Source organism: Cellulomonas sp. McL0606 (assembly GCF_058248365.1).
Genome location: NZ_CM177779.1, coordinates 60,916 through 78,046 on the forward strand (window position 1 = coordinate 60,916; position 17,131 = coordinate 78,046).

Below are 17,131 nucleotides of genomic sequence, written 5' to 3' on the forward strand. Positions count from 1 at the left end.
ACGCGTGGCTTCCCGCAGGGTGGTTCGATCAGTGGCGTCGTCACCAACGGGGACGGCGCGCCCGGTCAGGACGCCACCGTCTTCGCGTCCCACAGCGGCGACGTCACCGATGCCGTCAACGTCGCCCACTCGGCGAGCGACGGGACGTACACGCTGCACGGTGTCCCGATCGGGCTCTACGAGGTCCGCGTCGAGGGCTCGGATGTCGAGAACCTCGCGACCGTCTGGTACCCCAGCTCGCCGACGCGTGCCGGCGCGACGACAGTGACGGTGACCGCCGGAGCGACGACCACGGGCATCGACGTCGCTCGGGCCCCGGGCGTCGTGCAGACGGGCTCGATCACCGGCACGGTGACGGGCACCGACGGGTCGACGGTCTCGGGCGCGACTGTCACGGCGACCGGCCCTGGTGGGACGTTCACGGCGACGACCACCTCCTTCGGCTCCTACTTCCTGACCGACGTCGTGCCCGGCACGTACGTGGTGGGCGCGACGTACGGGGACCTCGTCGGCTATCACCCCGCCGCCGCGACAGCCGCTGCGGCGACCCCTGTGACTGTGCCCGCGGGCGCGCAGGCGTGGGGTACCGACATCGCTTTCCAGGCCCCGCAGCAACTGACGGGCACCCTCTACGGTCAGGTGACCGGCGCGGGCGGGCTCGGCATCGACGGCGTCGCCGTGACCGCGGTCGGACCCGGCGGGACCCTGACGGCGACCACCGACGTCGACGGGAACTACGCGGTCGTCGGAGCACCCGGCGCCTACGTCGTGAGCGCGACGGTCGGCTCGCAGACCATCTACTACCCCGCCTCGGCGACGGCCAGCGGTGCTCTCGCGGTGACCATGACGGCCTGGGTTCCGGTCGGTGGCATCAACATCTCCTTCACCCCGTCCGAGCAGCAGGTCAGCATCAGCGGCCGCGTCACCGGACCTGACGGCCAGGGCGTCGCGGACGCGAGTGTCAACGCCAACCCCCAGCCGTGGGGCATGTCGAAGGGTGCCATCACGGCTGCTGACGGCACCTACACGATCATCGACCTGACCCCGGGCACGTTCACGATCTCGGTGACACCGCCGCGGGGATCGCTGCTCATCGCCCAGTACTACCCGTCCGGGTCCTACTCGGACGCCCATCCCGTTGCCGTGGTGCCGGGCACCCCGACCACGGGGATCGACGTGACCCTCCCGCTCGGTGGCTCGATCTCGGGCGCGGTGACCGTCCCGCCCGGCTCCGAACTTCCCCAGGCATCCGTCGTCGCGCACAGCACGGTCGGTTTTGACAGCTACTACGGCTACATCGACTCGTGGACCGGCACCTACACGATCTCCGGTGTCCCGGCCGGCACCTACACGGTCGAGGCCACGTCCCCGTGGAACTCTTCGCTGGTCGGCGGCTACTACCCCGGCGGCGTGACGGCAGCGAACGCCACCCCGGTGGCCGTCACGGCCGGTGTCGCGCTCACGGGGCTCGACCTCTCCTACGCGGTCGGCGGGACGATCTCGGGCGTGGTGACCGGACCGGACGGCCCGATCGCGGGGCTGAACGTCTTCGGTGAGCCCCGGGGTCGACCGAGGTGGCCACCGCCATCTACGCCACGACCGACGCGACGGGCGGGTACACGATCAACGGCGTTCGGCCGGGCAGCTACGCGCTGCGCTTCGACGCGCCGTGGGACGGCAACCTGGTGAGCACGTACTACCCGGGTCCGGCGCTGACCGAGGCCCAGGCGGGGGCCATCGTGGTGACCGGCGGCGGCACGACGGTCGCCGACCAGGCCTTGATCCGCAGCGCGACGATCACGGGGCGGGTCGCTGACGCGGCGGGCAACCCCAACCCCGACGGCGGCGACCTGACTGTCCTCGACCACGGCGGGGCACAGGTCGGCTACGCCAACATCCAGCCCGACGGCACCTACACGGTGAGCCGCGACCTCGGCCCGGGGACGTACACGGTGCGGGCGGACCTCTACAACAGCGACCTTAGGAGCGCCTACTACCCGGCGGCCGAAACCCTCGCCGGTGCGACATTCTTTACGGTGGCCGAGGCGGGGACGGCCTCAGGCATCGACATCACCGTCGCAGCCGGCGCGACGTTGCGCGCCACCCTCACGGGCCGTCAGGGCGCGCCGGCGACGGGTGTCCTCGTCCAAGCGCTCTCCGACACCTCCGTCGGGGGCTTCACGCAGGACGACGGAACCGCCGAGATCCATGCGCTCGAGCCCGGCAAGACCAAGATCGCGTTTGCCCGATCGAGCGGTGACACGCCCTACGTCGAGCAGTACTACAAGGCGCCCCACGGGACGACGCTGAAGGCGTCCGACGGCTCGAAGGTGTCGCTCGCCGCAGGACAGACGACCGAGATCGTCGCCCGACTGAAGACGGGTGGCCACATCACGGGTGTCATCCGCAATGCGGACGGCACGCCCTACGCCAACCGCATGGTGGTGGCGTTCGTCGAGAACGGCAGTCTGGCCACGCGCTCGACCACCACGGGCCCCGACGGCCGGTACTCGATCCAGGGACTCGCCGCCGGCACGTACCTTGTCGCGGCAGCGAACTCCGGACCGAACCTGTCAGACACCTTCTACGGGACGGGCCTTGCACACGGCAGGCCGAACGTGACGGTGAACGGCACGCAGACGACCAAGAAGATCGACATCACGATCGGCACGACGTTCACCGACGTCCAGCCGACTACGCCGTTCGCCGCGGACATCGACTGGATCGCCGCGAACGGGATCCTGCCCGGGGTCGAGGCGCCGGACGGTTCGTCGACGTTCGGCCCGACCGCGACCGTGACGCGAGCCGAGCTGGCCGGGGTGCTCTTCCGGGCCGCCGGCTCACCGGCTCAGAAGACGGCGAAGGGGGCGACCTTTGCGGACGTCCCGACCACGGACCCGCAGTACGCGGCGATCGTGTGGGCCTCCACGAACGGATACCTGACGGGTAAGACCGAGCACGGCAAGAAGGTGTTCCACCCAGCGTCCGTCGCCTCGCGGGCGGAGGCGGCGGGTGCGCTCTACCGGTATGCCGGGTCGCCGGGCTTGACGCCACCACGCCACTCGGTCTTCGCAGACGTCAGCCCCTGCACCGCCGAGCAGACGGCGATCGTCTGGCTCGGCTCGCTCGGGGTGACGAGCGGGGGGACGAACGGGTTCGGACGACCAGTCTTCCGTCCGGAGGCCGCACTGCAGCGCGGCGACCTGGCGGAGGCACTGCACGTGACGGTTGCGTCGACGCACTGAGGGTGAGCGGCATGGCGACGTCAACCGGTCGTCGTGCCGCTCTTCGGCCTGACCGACGTAGGTTGGTCATCGTGCCCCTTCCCTCTCTGGTTCCACCGGGACCGCCGCTGACGCCGGCGCAGCTCGCGCGCGGGTCGCGACACCTGCTGCTCGCCGAGCTCGGGGTGGTCGGGCAGCAGCGGCTGCGGAACGCGAGGGTGTGCGTGGTCGGGGCCGGCGGGCTCGGGGCGCCGGTGCTGCAGTACCTGGCGGCGGCGGGGGTCGGGACGATCGGGATCGTCGACGACGACGTGGTGGACGTGACCAACTTGCAGCGCCAGGTCATCCACGGGACGGCGGACGTCGGACGGGCGAAGGTCGACAGTGCGGCCGACTCGATCCGGGCGCTCGACCCGGACATCGTCGTGACGACGCACTGCGAGCGGCTGACCAGCGAGAACGTCGACACGATCCTGGATGGCTACGACGTCGTCGTCGACGGGACCGACAACTTCCCCACCCGCTACCTGGTCAACGACGCGTGCGTGCGGCTGGGGCTGCCGGAGGTCTGGGGGTCGGTGCTCCGGTTCGACGCGCAGACGACGGTGTTCTGGGGGCGGCACGGCGTGCAGCTGCGCGACCTGTTCCCCGAGCCGCCCGCGGCCGACGAGGTGCCGTCGTGCGCGGAAGCCGGCGTGCTGGGTGCGCTGTGCGGGCAGGTGGGGTCGATCATGGCGACCGAGGTGGTCAAGGTGGTCACCGGGACGGGAGAATCGCTGCTCGGCCGGGTGCTCGTGATCGACGCGCTGCGCGGCCGCTGGTCCGAGGTCCCGCTCATCGGCCGCTCCCGGAGCGTCCCCCCTCGCAAGGAGCCCCCCATGCCCGACGACGTCCCGATCACCACCGCACCCGAGCTGATCGGCCGCGTGGCCGCGCGGGAGGCGGGTAGGGACGACTTCCTGCTCATCGACGTGCGCGAGCCGGAGGAGTTCGCTGCCGGCGCGATCCCGGGTGCGGTGCTGGTGCCGCTGGGCACGGTGCTGGACGGGTCCGCGCTGGACGGCCTGCCGCGTGACCGCGAGATCGTCGTGCAGTGCCAGGTGGGCGGCCGGTCATTGACCGCCGCACGGGTGCTGCGGGGGCTCGGGTTCGATGCGAGCAACCTCGACGGCGGCATCGTCGCCTGGTACGCAGCCAGCTGACCGTGCGGCCACTCGACGAGCACCGCGCCGCCTCCCTCGCGCTGGCCGAGCCGCTCGCCCCGGAGGCGCGTGGGCTCGACGCGCTCGACGGGATGGTGCTGGCGGAGGACGTGCGCAGCGAGGAGTACCTGCCGCGCTGGGACAACTCCGCCATGGACGGCTACGCCGTGCGGGCCGCGGACGTGTCGCCGGGGGTCACGCTCCGCGTCGTGGCGGAGCTCGCCGCCGGCGCTGCTGACGAACCCGTCGTCGCCGCCGGGACCGCCGCGCGCATCATGACCGGCGCGCCGGTGCCGGAGGGCGCCGACGCCGTCGTGCCCGTGGAGGACACCGACGGCGGCACGGAGTCGGTGACCATCCGGGTCGTCCCGGCCGCGGGTGCGCACATCCGCCGCGCCGGCGAGGACGCGGTTCCCGGGGACCTGGTGGTGGCCGCGGGCACGGCGCTCGGGCCGGCGCACATCGCCGCGATCGCGTCCGTGGGCCGCGCGTCGGCGCTGGTCCACCGTCGGCCGCGGGTGGCGGTCGTGTCCACCGGCGACGAGCTGGTCGCACCCGGCACTCGGCTTCGGCGCGGTCAGCTGCCCGACTCGAACTCGTGGCTGCTCGCGGCCGCGGTGCGGGAGGCCGGCGGTGTGGCGATCCGCATCGGTCCGGTCGCGGACGACCCGGAGGCGCTGCACGCGCTGCTGCTCGGGATCCAGGACGTCGACCTGATCGTCACCTCGGGCGGCGTGAGCATGGGTGCGTACGACGTGGTCAAGGCGGCGCTGGCCGACGAGCCCGGCGTCGAGTTCGTGCAGGTCGCGGTCCAGCCGGGCAAGCCGCAGGGGCTCGGTCGGCTGCCCGGCGGCACCCCGATCGTCACCCTGCCCGGCAACCCGGTGAGCTCGTTCGCATCCTTCGAGATGTTCGTGCGGCCCGCGCTGCGGCGGATGGCCGGGCACACCGACGTCGAGCGGCCCACGGTGACCGCGATCAGCGACGACGCCTGGACCACGCCGCCCGAGCGCGCTCAGGTCATGCCCGTGCGGTACGTCTCCGACGGTGGCCACCCGCACGTCGTGCGCGCGACGGCGGGCGGGTCGGGGTCGCACCTGGTCGCCCGGCTCGCGCTGGTCGAGGGACTCGCCGTGATCCCTGCCGAGGTCGACTCCGTCGCCGTCGGCGACCGCATCGCAGTCCTGAGGGTGGGCGCATGAAAGACGAGTCCGACCAGCCGTTCACGCACCTCGACAGCGCCGGGCACGCCCGCATGGTCGACGTCACCGCCAAGCAGCCGACGGTCCGCTCGGCCACCGCGTCCGGTCGCGTGGTCTGCGGACCGGAGACCGTCGAGGCCCTGCGCTCCGGCGGCGTGCCCAAGGGCGACGTGCTCGCGGTCGCCCGGATCGCCGGCATCTCCGCCGCCAAGCGGACCGCGGAGCTGCTCCCGCTGGCCCACGTGATCGGCGTGCACGGCGTGGTGGTGGACCTGACCATCGCCGACGACGGCGTCGACATCACCGCCACCGTCCGCACCGCCGACCGCACGGGCGTCGAGATGGAGGCGCTGACCGCCGTGTCCGTCGCCGCGCTGGCGATCGTGGACATGGTCAAGGGCATCGACAAGTCGGCGCGGATCGCCGACGTGCGGCTCGAGGCGAAGTCGGGCGGCAGGTCGGGCGACTGGGTACGGCCGGCCGATGCCTGAGAGCCGTCCGGCCTTCGACGCCGTCGTGCTGGCGGGCGGCCGGGGCTCTCGGCTGGGCGCACCGTCGAAGCCGGAGGTCGTCGTCGGTGGTCGCGCGCTGCTGGACCACGCGCTCGCGGCCGTCGCGGGCGCTCGTCAGGTCGTCGTCGTCGGTCCGTCGAGCGTCGGGCGCCCCGGCATCCCGACCGTGCTCGAAGACCCGCCTGACGGGGGCCCGGTCGCGGGCCTGGCGGCCGGGTTGGCGGCGATCTCGTCGCCGAGCGAGCTCGTCGTGGTCCTGGCCTGCGACGTCCCTCGCGCGGGGTCCGCGCTCTCGGCGCTGCTCGCAGCGACCACGCCGGAGGTCGACGGCGCCCGCCTGGTCAGCCTCGACGGACATCCCCAGCACCTCGTCGCGGTGTATCGCGCGTCGGTGCTGGCTGCGGCGTTCGCGCGGATGGCCACCGTGCACGGCGCGTCCATGCGCGCCCTGCTCACGGGGCTGACGCTGGTCGACGTGCCCGACACGGACGACGCAGCGGCCGACGCCGACACCTGGTCGGACGTCGAGCGGCTGGACGCACTGCTGAGAGGATCGACGTCATGACCGACGACCCGCGCCGCGCCCCCGGCGCCGACCTGCCCCGGTGGATCGACGACCTCTGCGCGGCCCTCGACGTGGACCGGTCGCTGGTCGACATCGACCGCGTCCTCGACCTGTCCAGCACGGTCGCGCACCAGGTCGCCCGCCCGGCGGTCCCCGTGAGCATGTTCGTCGCCGGCCTCGCGGCCGCGCGCCTCGAACCGGCGCAGATCGGGCCCCTGCTCGCGGCGATCGAGGAGCGCGCGCAGCAGTGGACGTGATCACGGTCCGCTACTTCGCGGCGGCGGCGGAGGCGGCGGGCGTCGACAGCGAACGGCTCGACGCCGGGACGGCCGAGTCGGTCCGCTCCGTGATGGTCGGCGCCCACCCCGCGCTCGCGGCCGTGCTCGGTCGCTGCGCGCTGCTGGCTGACGGGGTCCGCGTCGAGGGTTCCGACGAGGTCCGCGCAGGCGCGACGCTCGACGTCCTGCCCCCGTTCGCCGGCGGGTAGCCCCCTCAGCCGCCGATCGCGCTCATCGGGCGGTCGGGCTGCAGGAACGACGGGTCGTCGATGTCGTGCCCGGCCTTCTTTCCCGCCAGGCATCGCCGGAACGCGTCCGCCAGGGCCTCGTCGACGTCGGAGGGGGCGGGGGCGGGTCGAGGTCGGGCGGACGAGCCGATGCTCAGCGCCTGGGCGGGCCCGACGCCGAGCTGCGCGGGCGGCTCGACCGACCCCCGCAGGATCGTCCGCGTGTCGGTCTCGGTCTGACTGAACAAGCAGGCGCGCAGCTGCCCGTCGGCGGTCAACCGCAGCCGGTCGCACGCGCCGCAGAACGGTGCGGTCACCGACGCGATCACGCCGACGGTCTCGGGTCCGCCGTCGACGTACCGAGCTCGGCCGGAGCAGCACCGCGTCCGGGCACCTCCGTCAGGGTGAAGGCGCTGGTCAGACGCGCGAGGATCTCCGCCTGCGTCACCATCTCGGCGCGGTCCCATGTGTGTCCGGCGTCGAGCGGCATCTGCTCGATGAAGCGCATCTGGTACCCGCGGCTCACGGCGAACCGCGTCAGCTCCACCACCTCGTCGTCGTTCACGCCCCGCATGGCGACGGCGTTGATCTTCACCGGATTCAGTCCAGCGGCGTCGGCCGCGGCGATCCCGGCCAGGGTCTCGACGAGCTTGTCGCGTCGGGTCAGCTGGAGGAACTTCTGGCGGTCCAGGGTGTCCAGGCTGATGTTCACGCGCGTCAGCCCGGCGTCCTTGAGCTCGGATGCGAGCCCGGGCAGGCGCAGCGCGTTCGTGGTGAGCGAGACCTCGGGGCTGCCGGGAAGGGCGGTGAGCCGACGGACGACGTCGACGATGTCGACCCGCAGCAGCGGCTCGCCGCCGGTGAGCCGGATCTCCGTGATCCCCAGCGACACGCCTACGCGCGCGACGTGCACGATCTCGTCGGTGCTGAGCATGGTCGAACGCGCCAGCCACGGGACGCCGTCGGCAGGCATGCAGTAGGTGCAGCGCAGCGAGCAGCGGTCGGTCAGCGAGATCCGCAGGTCGCGGTGCTCGCGTCCGAACCGGTCGACCAAGGTCATGTCATCCCCACCCATACGTGCGACCCGTCCTCGAGCACCTCACGCTTCCAGACTGGCAGCTCGGCCTTCACCTGCTCGACGAGCGCCCGGCAGACGTCGAACGCCTCGGCCCGGTGCGCCGTCGCGACGGCCGCCACGATCGCCGCCTCCCCGACCGCCAGGTGCCCGATCCGGTGGCTCACCGCGAGACCGAGAACGGCGTCGGCAAACCCCGACGCGATCCGTTCGATGACGGCGCCCGCATCGGGGTGGGCCGAGTAGTCGAGCGCGACCACCCGTCCGTCGACGGACGGGTCGTTGTCTCGCACCAGCCCGACGAAGGTCGCCACCGCCCCCGCCCGCGGGTCGCTGACGTGTTCCACGTGAAACAGCAGGTCGAGCGGCTCGTCGACAACCCGGGCGATCACGGGTGATCACCGCCCTGGACCTGGGAGAGCAGGTGCGGCAGCAACGGCAGCAGCGCGTCGAGCCCGTCCGACACCCCACCAGTCGAGCCGGGCAGGTTCACGACGACGGCCCCGGAGCCGGTGACGCCGGCCAGGCCGCGGGACAGGACGGCGGTCGGCACGGAACCGTAGCGTCGCAACAGCTCGGGGATGCCGGGCAGCTCGCGCTCGAGCAGGGGCCGCGTGCCCTCGGGCGTGCGGTCGTGCGGTCCGACGCCGGTGCCCCCGGAGGTGATCACCAGGCGTGCGCCGTCGGCCAGGACCGCGCGCAGGGCCCTCTCGACCGAGGCTGCGCCGTCCGGGACGACGACCGCCGGCCCGACCTCGAACCCGGCGTCGCTCAGCCGCTCGACCGCGAGCGGCCCCGATCGATCGGCACGCTCACCGGCCGCGGACCGGTCGGAGGCCACGACGACGGCCGCGCGCACGGGGCCGGTCGAGGGTAGGCTGCACGGCGTCAGCGTAACCAGCGGCCGTGCAGGCCCGCGGCCGTGCTGGTGAATTCGACGAAACCCGCCCGGGCGAGCGACGGCTGTGCCTTAGCCTGCTTCGCGCGGGCGACGTCCGCGCCCGCCGGCCTCGAGCCGACGGGCAGGGCGGGGTCGAGGAGCGCGCATGTCCAACTGGGGGAACCCGTACCAGCCCGCGACGCCGAACCCGCAGGCGCCCCCACCGCAGCCCGAGCCGTACGGCGTTGCGCCGGTGCGCGCGTTCCGTGAGGCCGAGCTGGACGCGATGCACCGGTCCGCGGCCAAGCAGGCGCTGCTCATCCGGTGGGTGCTCGCGATCGTCCTGCCGGTGTTCATCCTCCTGCGCACGGCCGGCGAGGGACTTGCGGGCGTGGGCGGTGGCGTGGCGATCGTCCTCGTCGTGATCGCCTTGTCCTGGGTGGGCGCCATGTTCTCGCGCCGCTTCACGGGCCAGCGGCCCGACGCCGTCGTCGCGGCCAGGCCCGGCCTCGACGTGATCGAGGTCTGGGGCGCACGCGGTCTGCAGGGTGCGCTCAAGGCGGCCGGCGTCGCGACGCCGAAGATGCGCCGGGGCGGAGCGACGTCCCTCTCGATGGTTCTCTCGACCGAGGGCCTCGAGCTGTGGACGGGCCGCGGCTCGACCGTCGCCGCTCTGGTCGCGGTGCCGTGGTCGGCGGTCGCCGCGATCGACGAGACCCGCGGCTCGATCACCAACGACGGGACGCGGCCCGCGTTCATGCTGGTCACGGCGATCGGCCAGCGGCTCGTCTTCGTCCCGCGTACGCGGACGAACGGTGGACGGGTGGCGCGCGTCCCGGAGCTTGCGGGCCCTTGTCGCACGGCTCGACGCCCTGCGGGTCGGCGCGCTTGCGCGGTAGGCCGGCCGAGACATCTGGCGGGTACGCTGTCCCCACAACTTCACACGCTGCTCGAACCGCGGCGGGAGAGATCCCGCGAACTACGGCGGGGCGCCGAAGGAGCAATCCTCCCCGGGAATCTCTCAGGCCCCTGTACCGCCACGGCGAGGCAACTCTGGAAAGCGGATCGAAAAGGTCCCACCGACGGTGCAAGCCGGCGCGCCCCGACAGGCGGACCGGCAAAACTCTCAGGTCGCGCGCATGCGCGGTGACAGAGCGGGGAGCCCACCCACCGTCCCGGTGCCCCTACCGGACGACCCTTGCGGAGCAGCCCGTGACCGACCTCCACGCCGCCATCACCACCGGCCCTGTCCTCCACCTCGACACGTCCGGCGAGATCGTCGCCGCGACGCGCGTGGAGCACACGCCCGCCGCCGAGAACTTCGCCGACCGGCACATCGGCCCGCGCGGCACCGAGACGGCGCACATGCTCTCGGTCGTCGGGTACGAGTCGATCGACGCACTGATCGATGCCGCGGTCCCGGCCAGCATCCGCACGGACCGGCCGCTCGACCTGCCCGCCGCACGCTCCGAGGAGGAGGTGCTGGCCGGGCTGCGCACGATCGCGGGCCGCAACCGCGTGATGACGCAGATGATCGGCCAGGGCTACTCGGACACGATCACGCCGGCCGTCATCCGCCGCAACGTGCTCGAGTCGCCCGCCTGGTACACGGCCTACACGCCGTACCAGCCGGAGATCGCGCAGGGCCGGCTCGAGGCGCTGCTGAACTTCCAGACGATGGTCACCGACCTCACCGGCCTGGACATCGCGAACGCCTCGCTCCTCGACGAGGCCACGGCGGTCGCCGAGGCGGTCGCGCTCATGTGGCGCGGCGCCAAGGGCAAGTCGGGCACGGTCGTGCTGGACGCCGACCTGTTCAGCCAGTCGCTGGCCGTCACGCTCGGGCGCGCCGAGGCGATCGGCCTGCCGGTCGTCGTCGCGGACCTGTCCGACGGCCTGCCCGACATCGAGGGTGCGCTGATCGGCGTTGTCCTCCAGCAGGTCGGCGCGTCCGGCCAGGTCCGGGACCTGAGCACCGTGATCGCACGGACGAAGGAGCGCGGTGGGCTGGTCACCATCGCCGCCGACCTGCTCGCCCTGACGCTCCTGGTGAGCCCGGGGACCCTCGGCGCGGACATCTCCGTCGGTTCCGCACAGCGCTTCGGCGTCCCGCTGTTCGGCGGCGGCCCGCACGCGGCGTTCATGGCCGTGCGCAACGGCCTCGAGCGGTCGCTGCCCGGCCGGCTGGTCGGGGTCTCCATCGACGCCGACGGCGCCCGCGCCTACCGCCTCGCCCTGCAGACCCGTGAGCAGCACATCCGCCGCGAGAAGGCGACGAGCAACATCTGCACCGCCCAGGCGCTGCTGGCCATCGTCGCGTCGATGTACGCGGTCTACCACGGCCCCGACGGCCTGCGCGCGATCGCCGAGGGCGTGCACGCGCACGCGGCCGGCCTCGCCGAGCTGCTCACCGGCGTCGGCGTCGAGGTCGAGCACGACACGTTCTTCGACACGATCCGAACGTTCGTCCCGGGCGCCGCCCGTGCGGTGGTCGCCCACGCGGCGGGCGCCGGCGTGAACCTGTGGGCGTCCGACGACGACCACGTGCAGATCGCCTGCGACGAGCGCACGAACAGCGACCACCTGCTGCGGATCGTCATGGCCTTCGCCGCTGCGGGCGCCACGACGCTCGAGCCCGACGAGGACGGCACCTACGCGTTCGGCTTCGTCGGTGTCCGCGCCCCCGCCGGTCGCGTGGCGGACACGGCCGCGCTGCCCGCCGCGACGCGCCGCACCGATGGCTACCTCACGCACCCCGTCTTCCACCTGCACCGCTCCGAGACGGCGATGCTGCGCTACCTGCGCCGGCTCTCGGACAAGGACCTGGCGCTGGACCGCACGATGATCCCCCTGGGCTCGTGCACCATGAAGCTGAACGCCACGGCGGAGATGGAGCCGATCAGCTGGCCGGAGTTCGCGACCATCCACCCGTACGCGCCCCTGGACCAGACCCTCGGTTACGCCGAGCTGGTGACGCAGCTGCAGGACTGGCTGGCGGAGATCACGGGCTACGCGGCGGTGTCAGTGCAGCCGAACGCCGGCTCGCAGGGCGAGCTCGCCGGCCTGCTGGCCATCCACGGGTACCACGCGGCACGCGGCGACAAGCGCGACGTCTGCCTGATCCCGGCGAGCGCGCACGGCACCAACGCGGCGTCGGCGGCGCTCGCGGGCATGCGCGTGGTCGTGGTGGCCACGGCAGGGGACGGCTCGATCGACCTCGACGACCTGCGCGCCAAGCTGGACCAGCACGGCCCGCAGGTGGCCGCGATCATGATCACCTACCCCTCGACGCACGGCGTCTACGAGGAGGGTGTCCGCACCGTCTGCGAGCTCGTCCATGAGGTCGGTGGCCAGGTGTACATCGACGGCGCCAACCTCAACGCGCTCGTCGGCCTCGCCCGCCCGGGCGAGCTGGGCGGCGACGTCTCCCACCTCAACCTGCACAAGACGTTCTGCATCCCGCACGGCGGCGGCGGCCCCGGTGTCGGCCCGGTGGCGGTCGCGGCGCACCTGGCCCCGTACCTGCCGGGCGACCCGACGCCGTCGGCCGTCAACGACGGGACCGCCCCCGTCAGCGCCGCGCCGTGGGGCTCCGCCGGCATCCTCCCGATCAGCTGGGCCTACGTCGCGCTGATGGGTCCCGACGGCCTGACCCAGGCCACCGAGACGGCCGTGCTCGCCGCGAACTACCTGGCCACGCGCCTGTCCGGGCACTACCCCGTGCTCTACACCGGCCCGAACGGGCTGGTCGCGCACGAGTGCATCCTGGACCTGCGCGACATCACCAAGGAGACCGGCGTGACCGCCGAGGACGTGGCCAAGCGGCTCATGGACTACGGGTTCCACGCGCCGACCCTGAGCTTCCCGGTGGCCGGCACGCTCATGGTCGAGCCGACCGAGTCGGAGGACCTGGCCGAGATCGACCGGTTCGTCGAGGCGATGGTCGCCATCCGCGGCGAGATCGACGCGGTCGCCGCCGGCCGCTGGACGCTCGCCGACTCGCCCCTGCGCAACGCACCCCACACGGCGGCCAGCCTGACGGCCGACGAGTGGACCCACGACTACCCCCGCGAGCTCGCCGCGTTCCCCGTGGCTGCGCTGCGCGAGGGCAAGTACTGGCCGCCGGTCCGCCGGATCGACGGTGCGCACGGGGACCGCAACCTGGTGTGCAGCTGCCCGCCTATCGAGGCGTATGCCGAGTGAAGGACGAACCCATGGACACACTGAGCCCGCTCAACGACGAGCACGTGGCGCTTGGGGCGGCGCTGACGTCGTTCGCCGGCTGGCAGATGCCCCTGCGGTACACGTCCGACATCGCCGAGCACAACGCGGTGCGGACGGCCGCCGGGCTGTTCGACCTCTCGCACATGGGCGAGATCCGGATCAGCGGTCCCGACGCCGCCGCATTCCTCGACTACGCCCTCGTCGGCAACCTGAGCGCCCTGCGCTTCCAGGGGGCGCGCTACACCATGATCTGCGCGCCCGACGGAGGCGTGATCGACGACCTGATCGTCTACCGCGACCTCCCGGACGCCTTCCTGGTCGTCGCGAACGCCTCGAACCACGAGGTCGTCCTGGACGCCCTGCGGGAGCGGACGGACGGTTTCGACGCCTCGGTCGAGGACCGCTCGCCGCAGACGGCGCTCATCGCCGTGCAGGGCCCTCACGCGCTCGACATCGTGCGCGCGACGCAGGGTCTGGACGAGACCGGCGGCGACGTCGGGGCCTCCAAGTACTACGCGTGCCTGCCCGCCACGTTCGCCGGCGAGCCGGTCCTCGTCGCGCGCACCGGCTACACGGGCGAGGACGGGTTCGAGTTCTTCCTCGACGCCGCTTCGGCCCCGGCGCTCTGGCGGGCGTTCCTCGCTGCGGGCCAGGACCACGGGCTCGTCCCGGCCGGCCTGTCTGCGCGCGACAGCCTCCGCCTCGAGGCCGGCATGCCGCTGTACGGCAACGGCTGGACCGCACGACGACGCCGCACGACGCCGGTCTGGGCCGCGTCGTGAAGCTCGACAAGGCCACCGCCGACGGGGCGCCGCTGGCCTTCGTGGGCCGTGCCGCCCTCGAGGCCCGTGAGGCCGAGACGCCCACCAGGACGCTCGTCGGGCTGGAGGGGCTGGGCCGACGCGCGGCTCGGCACGGCTACCCCGTGACGCGCCCGGACGGCTCGGCGATCGGCGTCGTCACCTCCGGTGCTCCGTCGCCCACGCTCGGCCACCCGGTCGCGATGGCGTACGTGACCCCCGCCGAGAGTGCCCCGGGCACCGAACTTGCCGTTGACGTGCGCGGACGCCTCGAACCTGTGAGGGTCGTCCCTCTTCCCTTCTACCGCCGGGCCCGGTAAACCAAGCACTAGGGTCCGTCCCCCCCGACAGGAGAACCTATGAGCACGGATCTGCCCACCGACCTGCACTACACCGTCGAGCACGAGTGGCTGCAGGACGGTTCCCCGTCGACCATCGGCATCACGGCGGTCGCCGCCGACGCCCTGGGCGACATCGTCTACCTCGAGCTGCCGGCCGTCGGCGAGGTCGTGGCGGGCGCTGTGGTGGGCGAGATCGAATCGACGAAGTCAGTGTCCGAGCTGTACTCCCCGGTCTCCGGGACCGTCCGGGAGATCAACCAGTCGGCTGTCGACGACCCCTCCGTCGTCAACTCCGACCCCTATGGCGCGGGCTGGCTCCTGAAGGTCGACGTCACGTCGACCGGACCGCTCCTGACGTCCGACGAGTACGCCGCGCAGAGCGCGGGCTGACTCGGACGACACACCGGCCGGAAGCCGTTTAGTCCCGTCTGGCGGACATTGCACTCGCCCGATCGGGTGAATCATGGCGACCGGTCACGCGTACGGCGTATCAAGGTGCCGATACGACGTTCATTGTGAGTGGTTAGCGAGATCGGCATGGCGGGGGGGAACCCGTACATGAAGAGTTGGCAGAAGTGGCGTCATGGCTCACGAACTGCTCTCTCTCATCCGGTACGCAGCCAAGAGCGCGACCCGGACGTCCCGGGCCACGCAGCACACCGGAGGACATCATGAGCATGGTGGAGACGAGCAGGACCGTCGGAGTCTCGAACGACGCATTGACGCGCCGTGAGCGGGTCGTGCTGGCCGAGCTGGCCGAGGACGTGACCCTCGAGGAGATCGCGACGCGGCTCTTCGTGACGCGCAACACTGTGAAGTCGCAGGTCCGCAGCGTCTACCGCAAGATCGGCGTCTCCACCCGTGCCGAGGCTGTCGCCTGGGCCGTGGCGCACGGCGTTCGCTGAGCACGAGGCCGTAGCACCAAAGCCACGCCCCGGACCTAGGGGCCTGGCAGACTCACCGCATGACCTCAACCGTGCTCGTGGTCGCCGCTGCGATCGTTGACGACCTAGACGACCCGCGTGAGCTGCTGGCCGCGCGGCGCGCCGTGCCGGCTCGCCTGGCCGGCCGATGGGAGTTCCCGGGCGGCAAGGTGGACGCCGACGAGGAACCCGAGGACGCGCTGCACCGCGAGATCCGTGAGGAGCTCGGGGCCCGGATCGGGCTGGGCGAGGAGCTCGTCGGCCCGGACGACGGCCTCTGGCGCCTGTCCGACGAGTACGTGATGCGCCTCTGGCTCGCGGAGGTGGTCGAGGGAACACCCGAGCCGCTGGACGAGCACGACGAGCTTCGATGGCTGCCCGTCAGCCAGTGGCACGAGGTGCCGTGGCTGGACGCGGACCTCCGGATCGTGGATGCCCTGCACGCGCACCTCAGCCGGGCTCGGCTGCGCTGAACGTCGCCCGCAGTCGGGTCACCGCCTCGGTGAGCACGGCCGACGACGTGGCGAAGTTGAGCCGGACGTGCCCAGCCCCCTCCACGCCGAACGTGGGCCCCGGGTTGACCGCCAGCCGGCCGGTCGTCAGGAGCGCGCGCGCAGGGTCCTCTGAGAGCCCCCGGAGGTCCAGCCAGGCGAAGTAGGTGGCGTCCGGCGGCTGCCAGGCCACCAGCGGCGCCAGGAGCCCGTGCAGCAGGCTCCCGTTGTGGTGCAGGCCCGCCAGGACGGTGTCGAGGAACGCGCCACCCTCCGCGTAGGCGGCGGTCTGGGCCAGGACGCCCAGGTGCATGACGCCGTCGGCCACCGGCTCCGGCAGGTTCGACAGCTCCGTCGCCTCGGGGCCCGGCACGGCGACCGCGGCGCGCAGGGCCGCCAGGTTGAACGCTTTCGAGGCCGAGTGCAGCGCGATGGCGTCGGGAATCACCGTGGTGGTCGGGACGAAGAGGGCTCCCGGTCCCGGGACGAGCGGGGCGTGGATCTCGTCGGCCACCACCCGGACCCCGTGCGCAGCGCTCAGCGCGCCGATCGCCGTCAGCTCCTCGGCGGTGTGCAGGGTGCCCGTGGGGTTGTGCGGGTTGCAGAGCAGGTAGACGGCCCGACGGCCGTGGGCCTTCGCGCGGCCGAACGCGTAGTCGAGCGCGGCGAGGTCGAGGCGCCCGTCCGCGAGCGGTGCGTGGATGACGTGCCGGTCCGCGTGCCGCAGGAACGTGGTGAACGGCGGGTACACGGGCGGGTTGATGACGACGGCGTCGCCGGGGTCGGTCAGCAGGCGCACCACCTCGGTGACCCCGACCATCACGTCGGCCGTCATCCGGGTGCGCGCGACGTCGACGTCCCACCCCCACCGGTCCGACGCGAACGCCGCGAACGCCGACGCGTACCCGTGCCCCGCCGGGTAGCCGGTATCGCCGCGCACCATGGCGTCGTGGACCGCCCGAACCACCGGCTCGGCCTGCGGCACGTCCATCTCGGCGACGAACAGCGGCAGCACGTCCGACGGATAGTGCCGCCACTTCTCGCTGGTACGCGTGCGCAGCTGTTCGATGGTCAGCGTGTCGAAGATCGTCGTCACGCCCCGACCGTAGACGCAGAGCACCTCCGCCGTCCCAAGAAGACCGGCCGCCGTGGGCGCACGACAGCCCCGGTCGCGGGGGCGGCCGGGG

Annotated in this window: 16 protein-coding genes, 2 pseudogenes and 1 riboswitch; of the genes and pseudogenes, 13 read left to right on the forward strand and 5 right to left on the reverse strand. The window is 72.6% G+C overall.

What is annotated here, in order from left to right:
- Positions 1 to 27 precede the first annotated feature (27 nt).
- The 8 genes from AC38ZX_RS00365 to AC38ZX_RS00400 all read left to right on the forward strand — a co-directional run bounded on the left by AC38ZX_RS00365 (position 28) and on the right by AC38ZX_RS00400 (position 7,192).
- Positions 28 to 1,689, forward strand: a complete 1,662-nt coding sequence (locus tag AC38ZX_RS00365; RefSeq protein WP_491297536.1) for a carboxypeptidase-like regulatory domain-containing protein — start codon at positions 28 to 30, stop codon at positions 1,687 to 1,689.
- Complete coding sequence (locus tag AC38ZX_RS00370) at positions 1,575 to 3,245, forward strand: MSCRAMM family protein (RefSeq protein ID WP_491295920.1); 1,671 nt, start codon at positions 1,575 to 1,577, stop codon at positions 3,243 to 3,245. The genes AC38ZX_RS00365 and AC38ZX_RS00370 overlap by 115 nt, the downstream gene beginning before the upstream one ends.
- 71 nt (positions 3,246 to 3,316) lie before the next feature.
- Complete coding sequence (locus AC38ZX_RS00375; protein ID WP_491295921.1) at positions 3,317 to 4,426, forward strand: ThiF family adenylyltransferase; 1,110 nt, start codon at positions 3,317 to 3,319, stop codon at positions 4,424 to 4,426.
- Positions 4,427 to 4,428: 2 nt separating this feature from the next.
- Complete coding sequence (locus AC38ZX_RS00380) at positions 4,429 to 5,628, forward strand: molybdopterin molybdotransferase MoeA (protein ID WP_491295922.1); 1,200 nt, start codon at positions 4,429 to 4,431, stop codon at positions 5,626 to 5,628.
- Complete coding sequence (moaC, locus tag AC38ZX_RS00385; RefSeq protein ID WP_491295923.1) at positions 5,625 to 6,119, forward strand: cyclic pyranopterin monophosphate synthase MoaC; 495 nt, start codon at positions 5,625 to 5,627, stop codon at positions 6,117 to 6,119. Before AC38ZX_RS00380 ends, moaC begins: the two co-directional genes overlap by 4 nt.
- On the forward strand, positions 6,112 to 6,705 hold the full coding sequence (gene mobA, locus AC38ZX_RS00390; RefSeq protein ID WP_426593922.1) for a molybdenum cofactor guanylyltransferase: 594 nt from the start codon (positions 6,112 to 6,114) through the stop codon (positions 6,703 to 6,705). The genes moaC and mobA overlap by 8 nt, the downstream gene beginning before the upstream one ends.
- Positions 6,702 to 6,962 carry a DUF6457 domain-containing protein gene (locus AC38ZX_RS00395; RefSeq protein WP_491295924.1) on the forward strand — a complete coding sequence of 87 codons (261 nt, stop codon included), beginning with the start codon at positions 6,702 to 6,704 and terminating at the stop codon, positions 6,960 to 6,962. The genes mobA and AC38ZX_RS00395 overlap by 4 nt, the downstream gene beginning before the upstream one ends.
- Positions 6,959 to 7,192, forward strand: coding sequence for a MoaD/ThiS family protein (locus AC38ZX_RS00400; RefSeq protein ID WP_426593925.1), 234 nt, complete (start codon positions 6,959 to 6,961; stop codon positions 7,190 to 7,192). Before AC38ZX_RS00395 ends, AC38ZX_RS00400 begins: the two co-directional genes overlap by 4 nt.
- Before the next feature lie 5 nt (positions 7,193 to 7,197).
- Here AC38ZX_RS00400 and moaA read toward each other — a convergent pair.
- From moaA to AC38ZX_RS00420, 4 genes and pseudogenes are all read right to left on the reverse strand, one after another.
- Positions 7,198 to 8,285: pseudogene (moaA, locus tag AC38ZX_RS00405) on the reverse strand (GTP 3',8-cyclase MoaA).
- Positions 8,267 to 8,677, reverse strand: a complete 411-nt coding sequence (locus AC38ZX_RS00410; RefSeq protein WP_426593928.1) for a molybdenum cofactor biosynthesis protein MoaE — start codon at positions 8,675 to 8,677, stop codon at positions 8,267 to 8,269. Before AC38ZX_RS00410 ends, moaA begins: the two are co-directional and overlap by 19 nt.
- Positions 8,674 to 9,144, reverse strand: a complete 471-nt coding sequence (locus tag AC38ZX_RS00415) for a MogA/MoaB family molybdenum cofactor biosynthesis protein (RefSeq protein ID WP_491295925.1) — start codon at positions 9,142 to 9,144, stop codon at positions 8,674 to 8,676. The genes AC38ZX_RS00410 and AC38ZX_RS00415 overlap by 4 nt, the downstream gene beginning before the upstream one ends.
- Positions 9,145 to 9,255: 111 nt before the next feature.
- Positions 9,256 to 9,933 carry a hypothetical protein gene (locus tag AC38ZX_RS00420; protein WP_491295926.1) on the reverse strand — a complete coding sequence of 226 codons (678 nt, stop codon included), beginning with the start codon at positions 9,931 to 9,933 and terminating at the stop codon, positions 9,256 to 9,258.
- A gap of 183 nt (positions 9,934 to 10,116) precedes the next feature.
- Positions 10,117 to 10,212: riboswitch (glycine riboswitch) on the forward strand.
- A 318-nt stretch (positions 10,213 to 10,530) separates the two neighbouring features.
- Here AC38ZX_RS00420 and gcvP point away from each other — a divergent pair.
- The 5 genes and pseudogenes from gcvP (at position 10,531) to AC38ZX_RS00445 (ending at position 15,926) form a co-directional block, all read left to right on the forward strand.
- Positions 10,531 to 13,368: an aminomethyl-transferring glycine dehydrogenase gene (gene gcvP / locus AC38ZX_RS00425; RefSeq protein ID WP_491297263.1), complete on the forward strand. Its 2,838-nt coding sequence runs from the start codon at positions 10,531 to 10,533 to the stop codon at positions 13,366 to 13,368.
- Positions 13,369 to 13,379: 11 nt separating this feature from the next.
- Positions 13,380 to 14,509, forward strand: a pseudogene (gene gcvT / locus AC38ZX_RS00430) (glycine cleavage system aminomethyltransferase GcvT).
- 39 nt (positions 14,510 to 14,548) lie between these two features.
- Positions 14,549 to 14,920, forward strand: coding sequence for a glycine cleavage system protein GcvH (gcvH, locus tag AC38ZX_RS00435; RefSeq protein ID WP_491295927.1), 372 nt, complete (start codon positions 14,549 to 14,551; stop codon positions 14,918 to 14,920).
- Positions 14,921 to 15,201: 281 nt separating this feature from the next.
- Complete coding sequence (locus tag AC38ZX_RS00440; protein ID WP_426593933.1) at positions 15,202 to 15,435, forward strand: helix-turn-helix domain-containing protein; 234 nt, start codon at positions 15,202 to 15,204, stop codon at positions 15,433 to 15,435.
- 59 nt (positions 15,436 to 15,494) lie between these two features.
- Positions 15,495 to 15,926 (forward strand): (deoxy)nucleoside triphosphate pyrophosphohydrolase, encoded by a 432-nt coding sequence (locus AC38ZX_RS00445; protein ID WP_491295928.1) that lies wholly within the window; start codon positions 15,495 to 15,497, stop codon positions 15,924 to 15,926.
- On the opposite strand, the gene AC38ZX_RS00450 is transcribed toward AC38ZX_RS00445, so the two are convergent.
- Complete coding sequence (locus AC38ZX_RS00450; protein ID WP_491295929.1) at positions 15,904 to 17,040, reverse strand: MalY/PatB family protein; 1,137 nt, start codon at positions 17,038 to 17,040, stop codon at positions 15,904 to 15,906. The genes AC38ZX_RS00445 and AC38ZX_RS00450 overlap by 23 nt on opposite strands.
- Positions 17,041 to 17,131: the final 91 nt, after the last annotated feature.

Excerpts from the sequence above, each read along its gene's own strand:
- gcvH (WP_491295927.1), top strand. The coding sequence starts at position 14,549 with ATGAGCACGGATCTGCCCACCGACCTGCACTACACCGTCGAGCACGAG.
- mobA (WP_426593922.1), top strand. The coding sequence starts at position 6,112 with ATGCCTGAGAGCCGTCCGGCCTTCGACGCCGTCGTGCTGGCGGGCGGC.
- gcvP (WP_491297263.1), top strand. The coding sequence starts at position 10,531 with ATGCTCTCGGTCGTCGGGTACGAGTCGATCGACGCACTGATCGATGCC.
- AC38ZX_RS00445 (WP_491295928.1), top strand. The coding sequence starts at position 15,495 with ATGACCTCAACCGTGCTCGTGGTCGCCGCTGCGATCGTTGACGACCTA.
- AC38ZX_RS00440 (WP_426593933.1), top strand. The coding sequence starts at position 15,202 with ATGAGCATGGTGGAGACGAGCAGGACCGTCGGAGTCTCGAACGACGCA.
- moaC (WP_491295923.1), top strand. The coding sequence starts at position 5,625 with ATGAAAGACGAGTCCGACCAGCCGTTCACGCACCTCGACAGCGCCGGG.
- AC38ZX_RS00395 (WP_491295924.1), top strand. The coding sequence starts at position 6,702 with ATGACCGACGACCCGCGCCGCGCCCCCGGCGCCGACCTGCCCCGGTGG.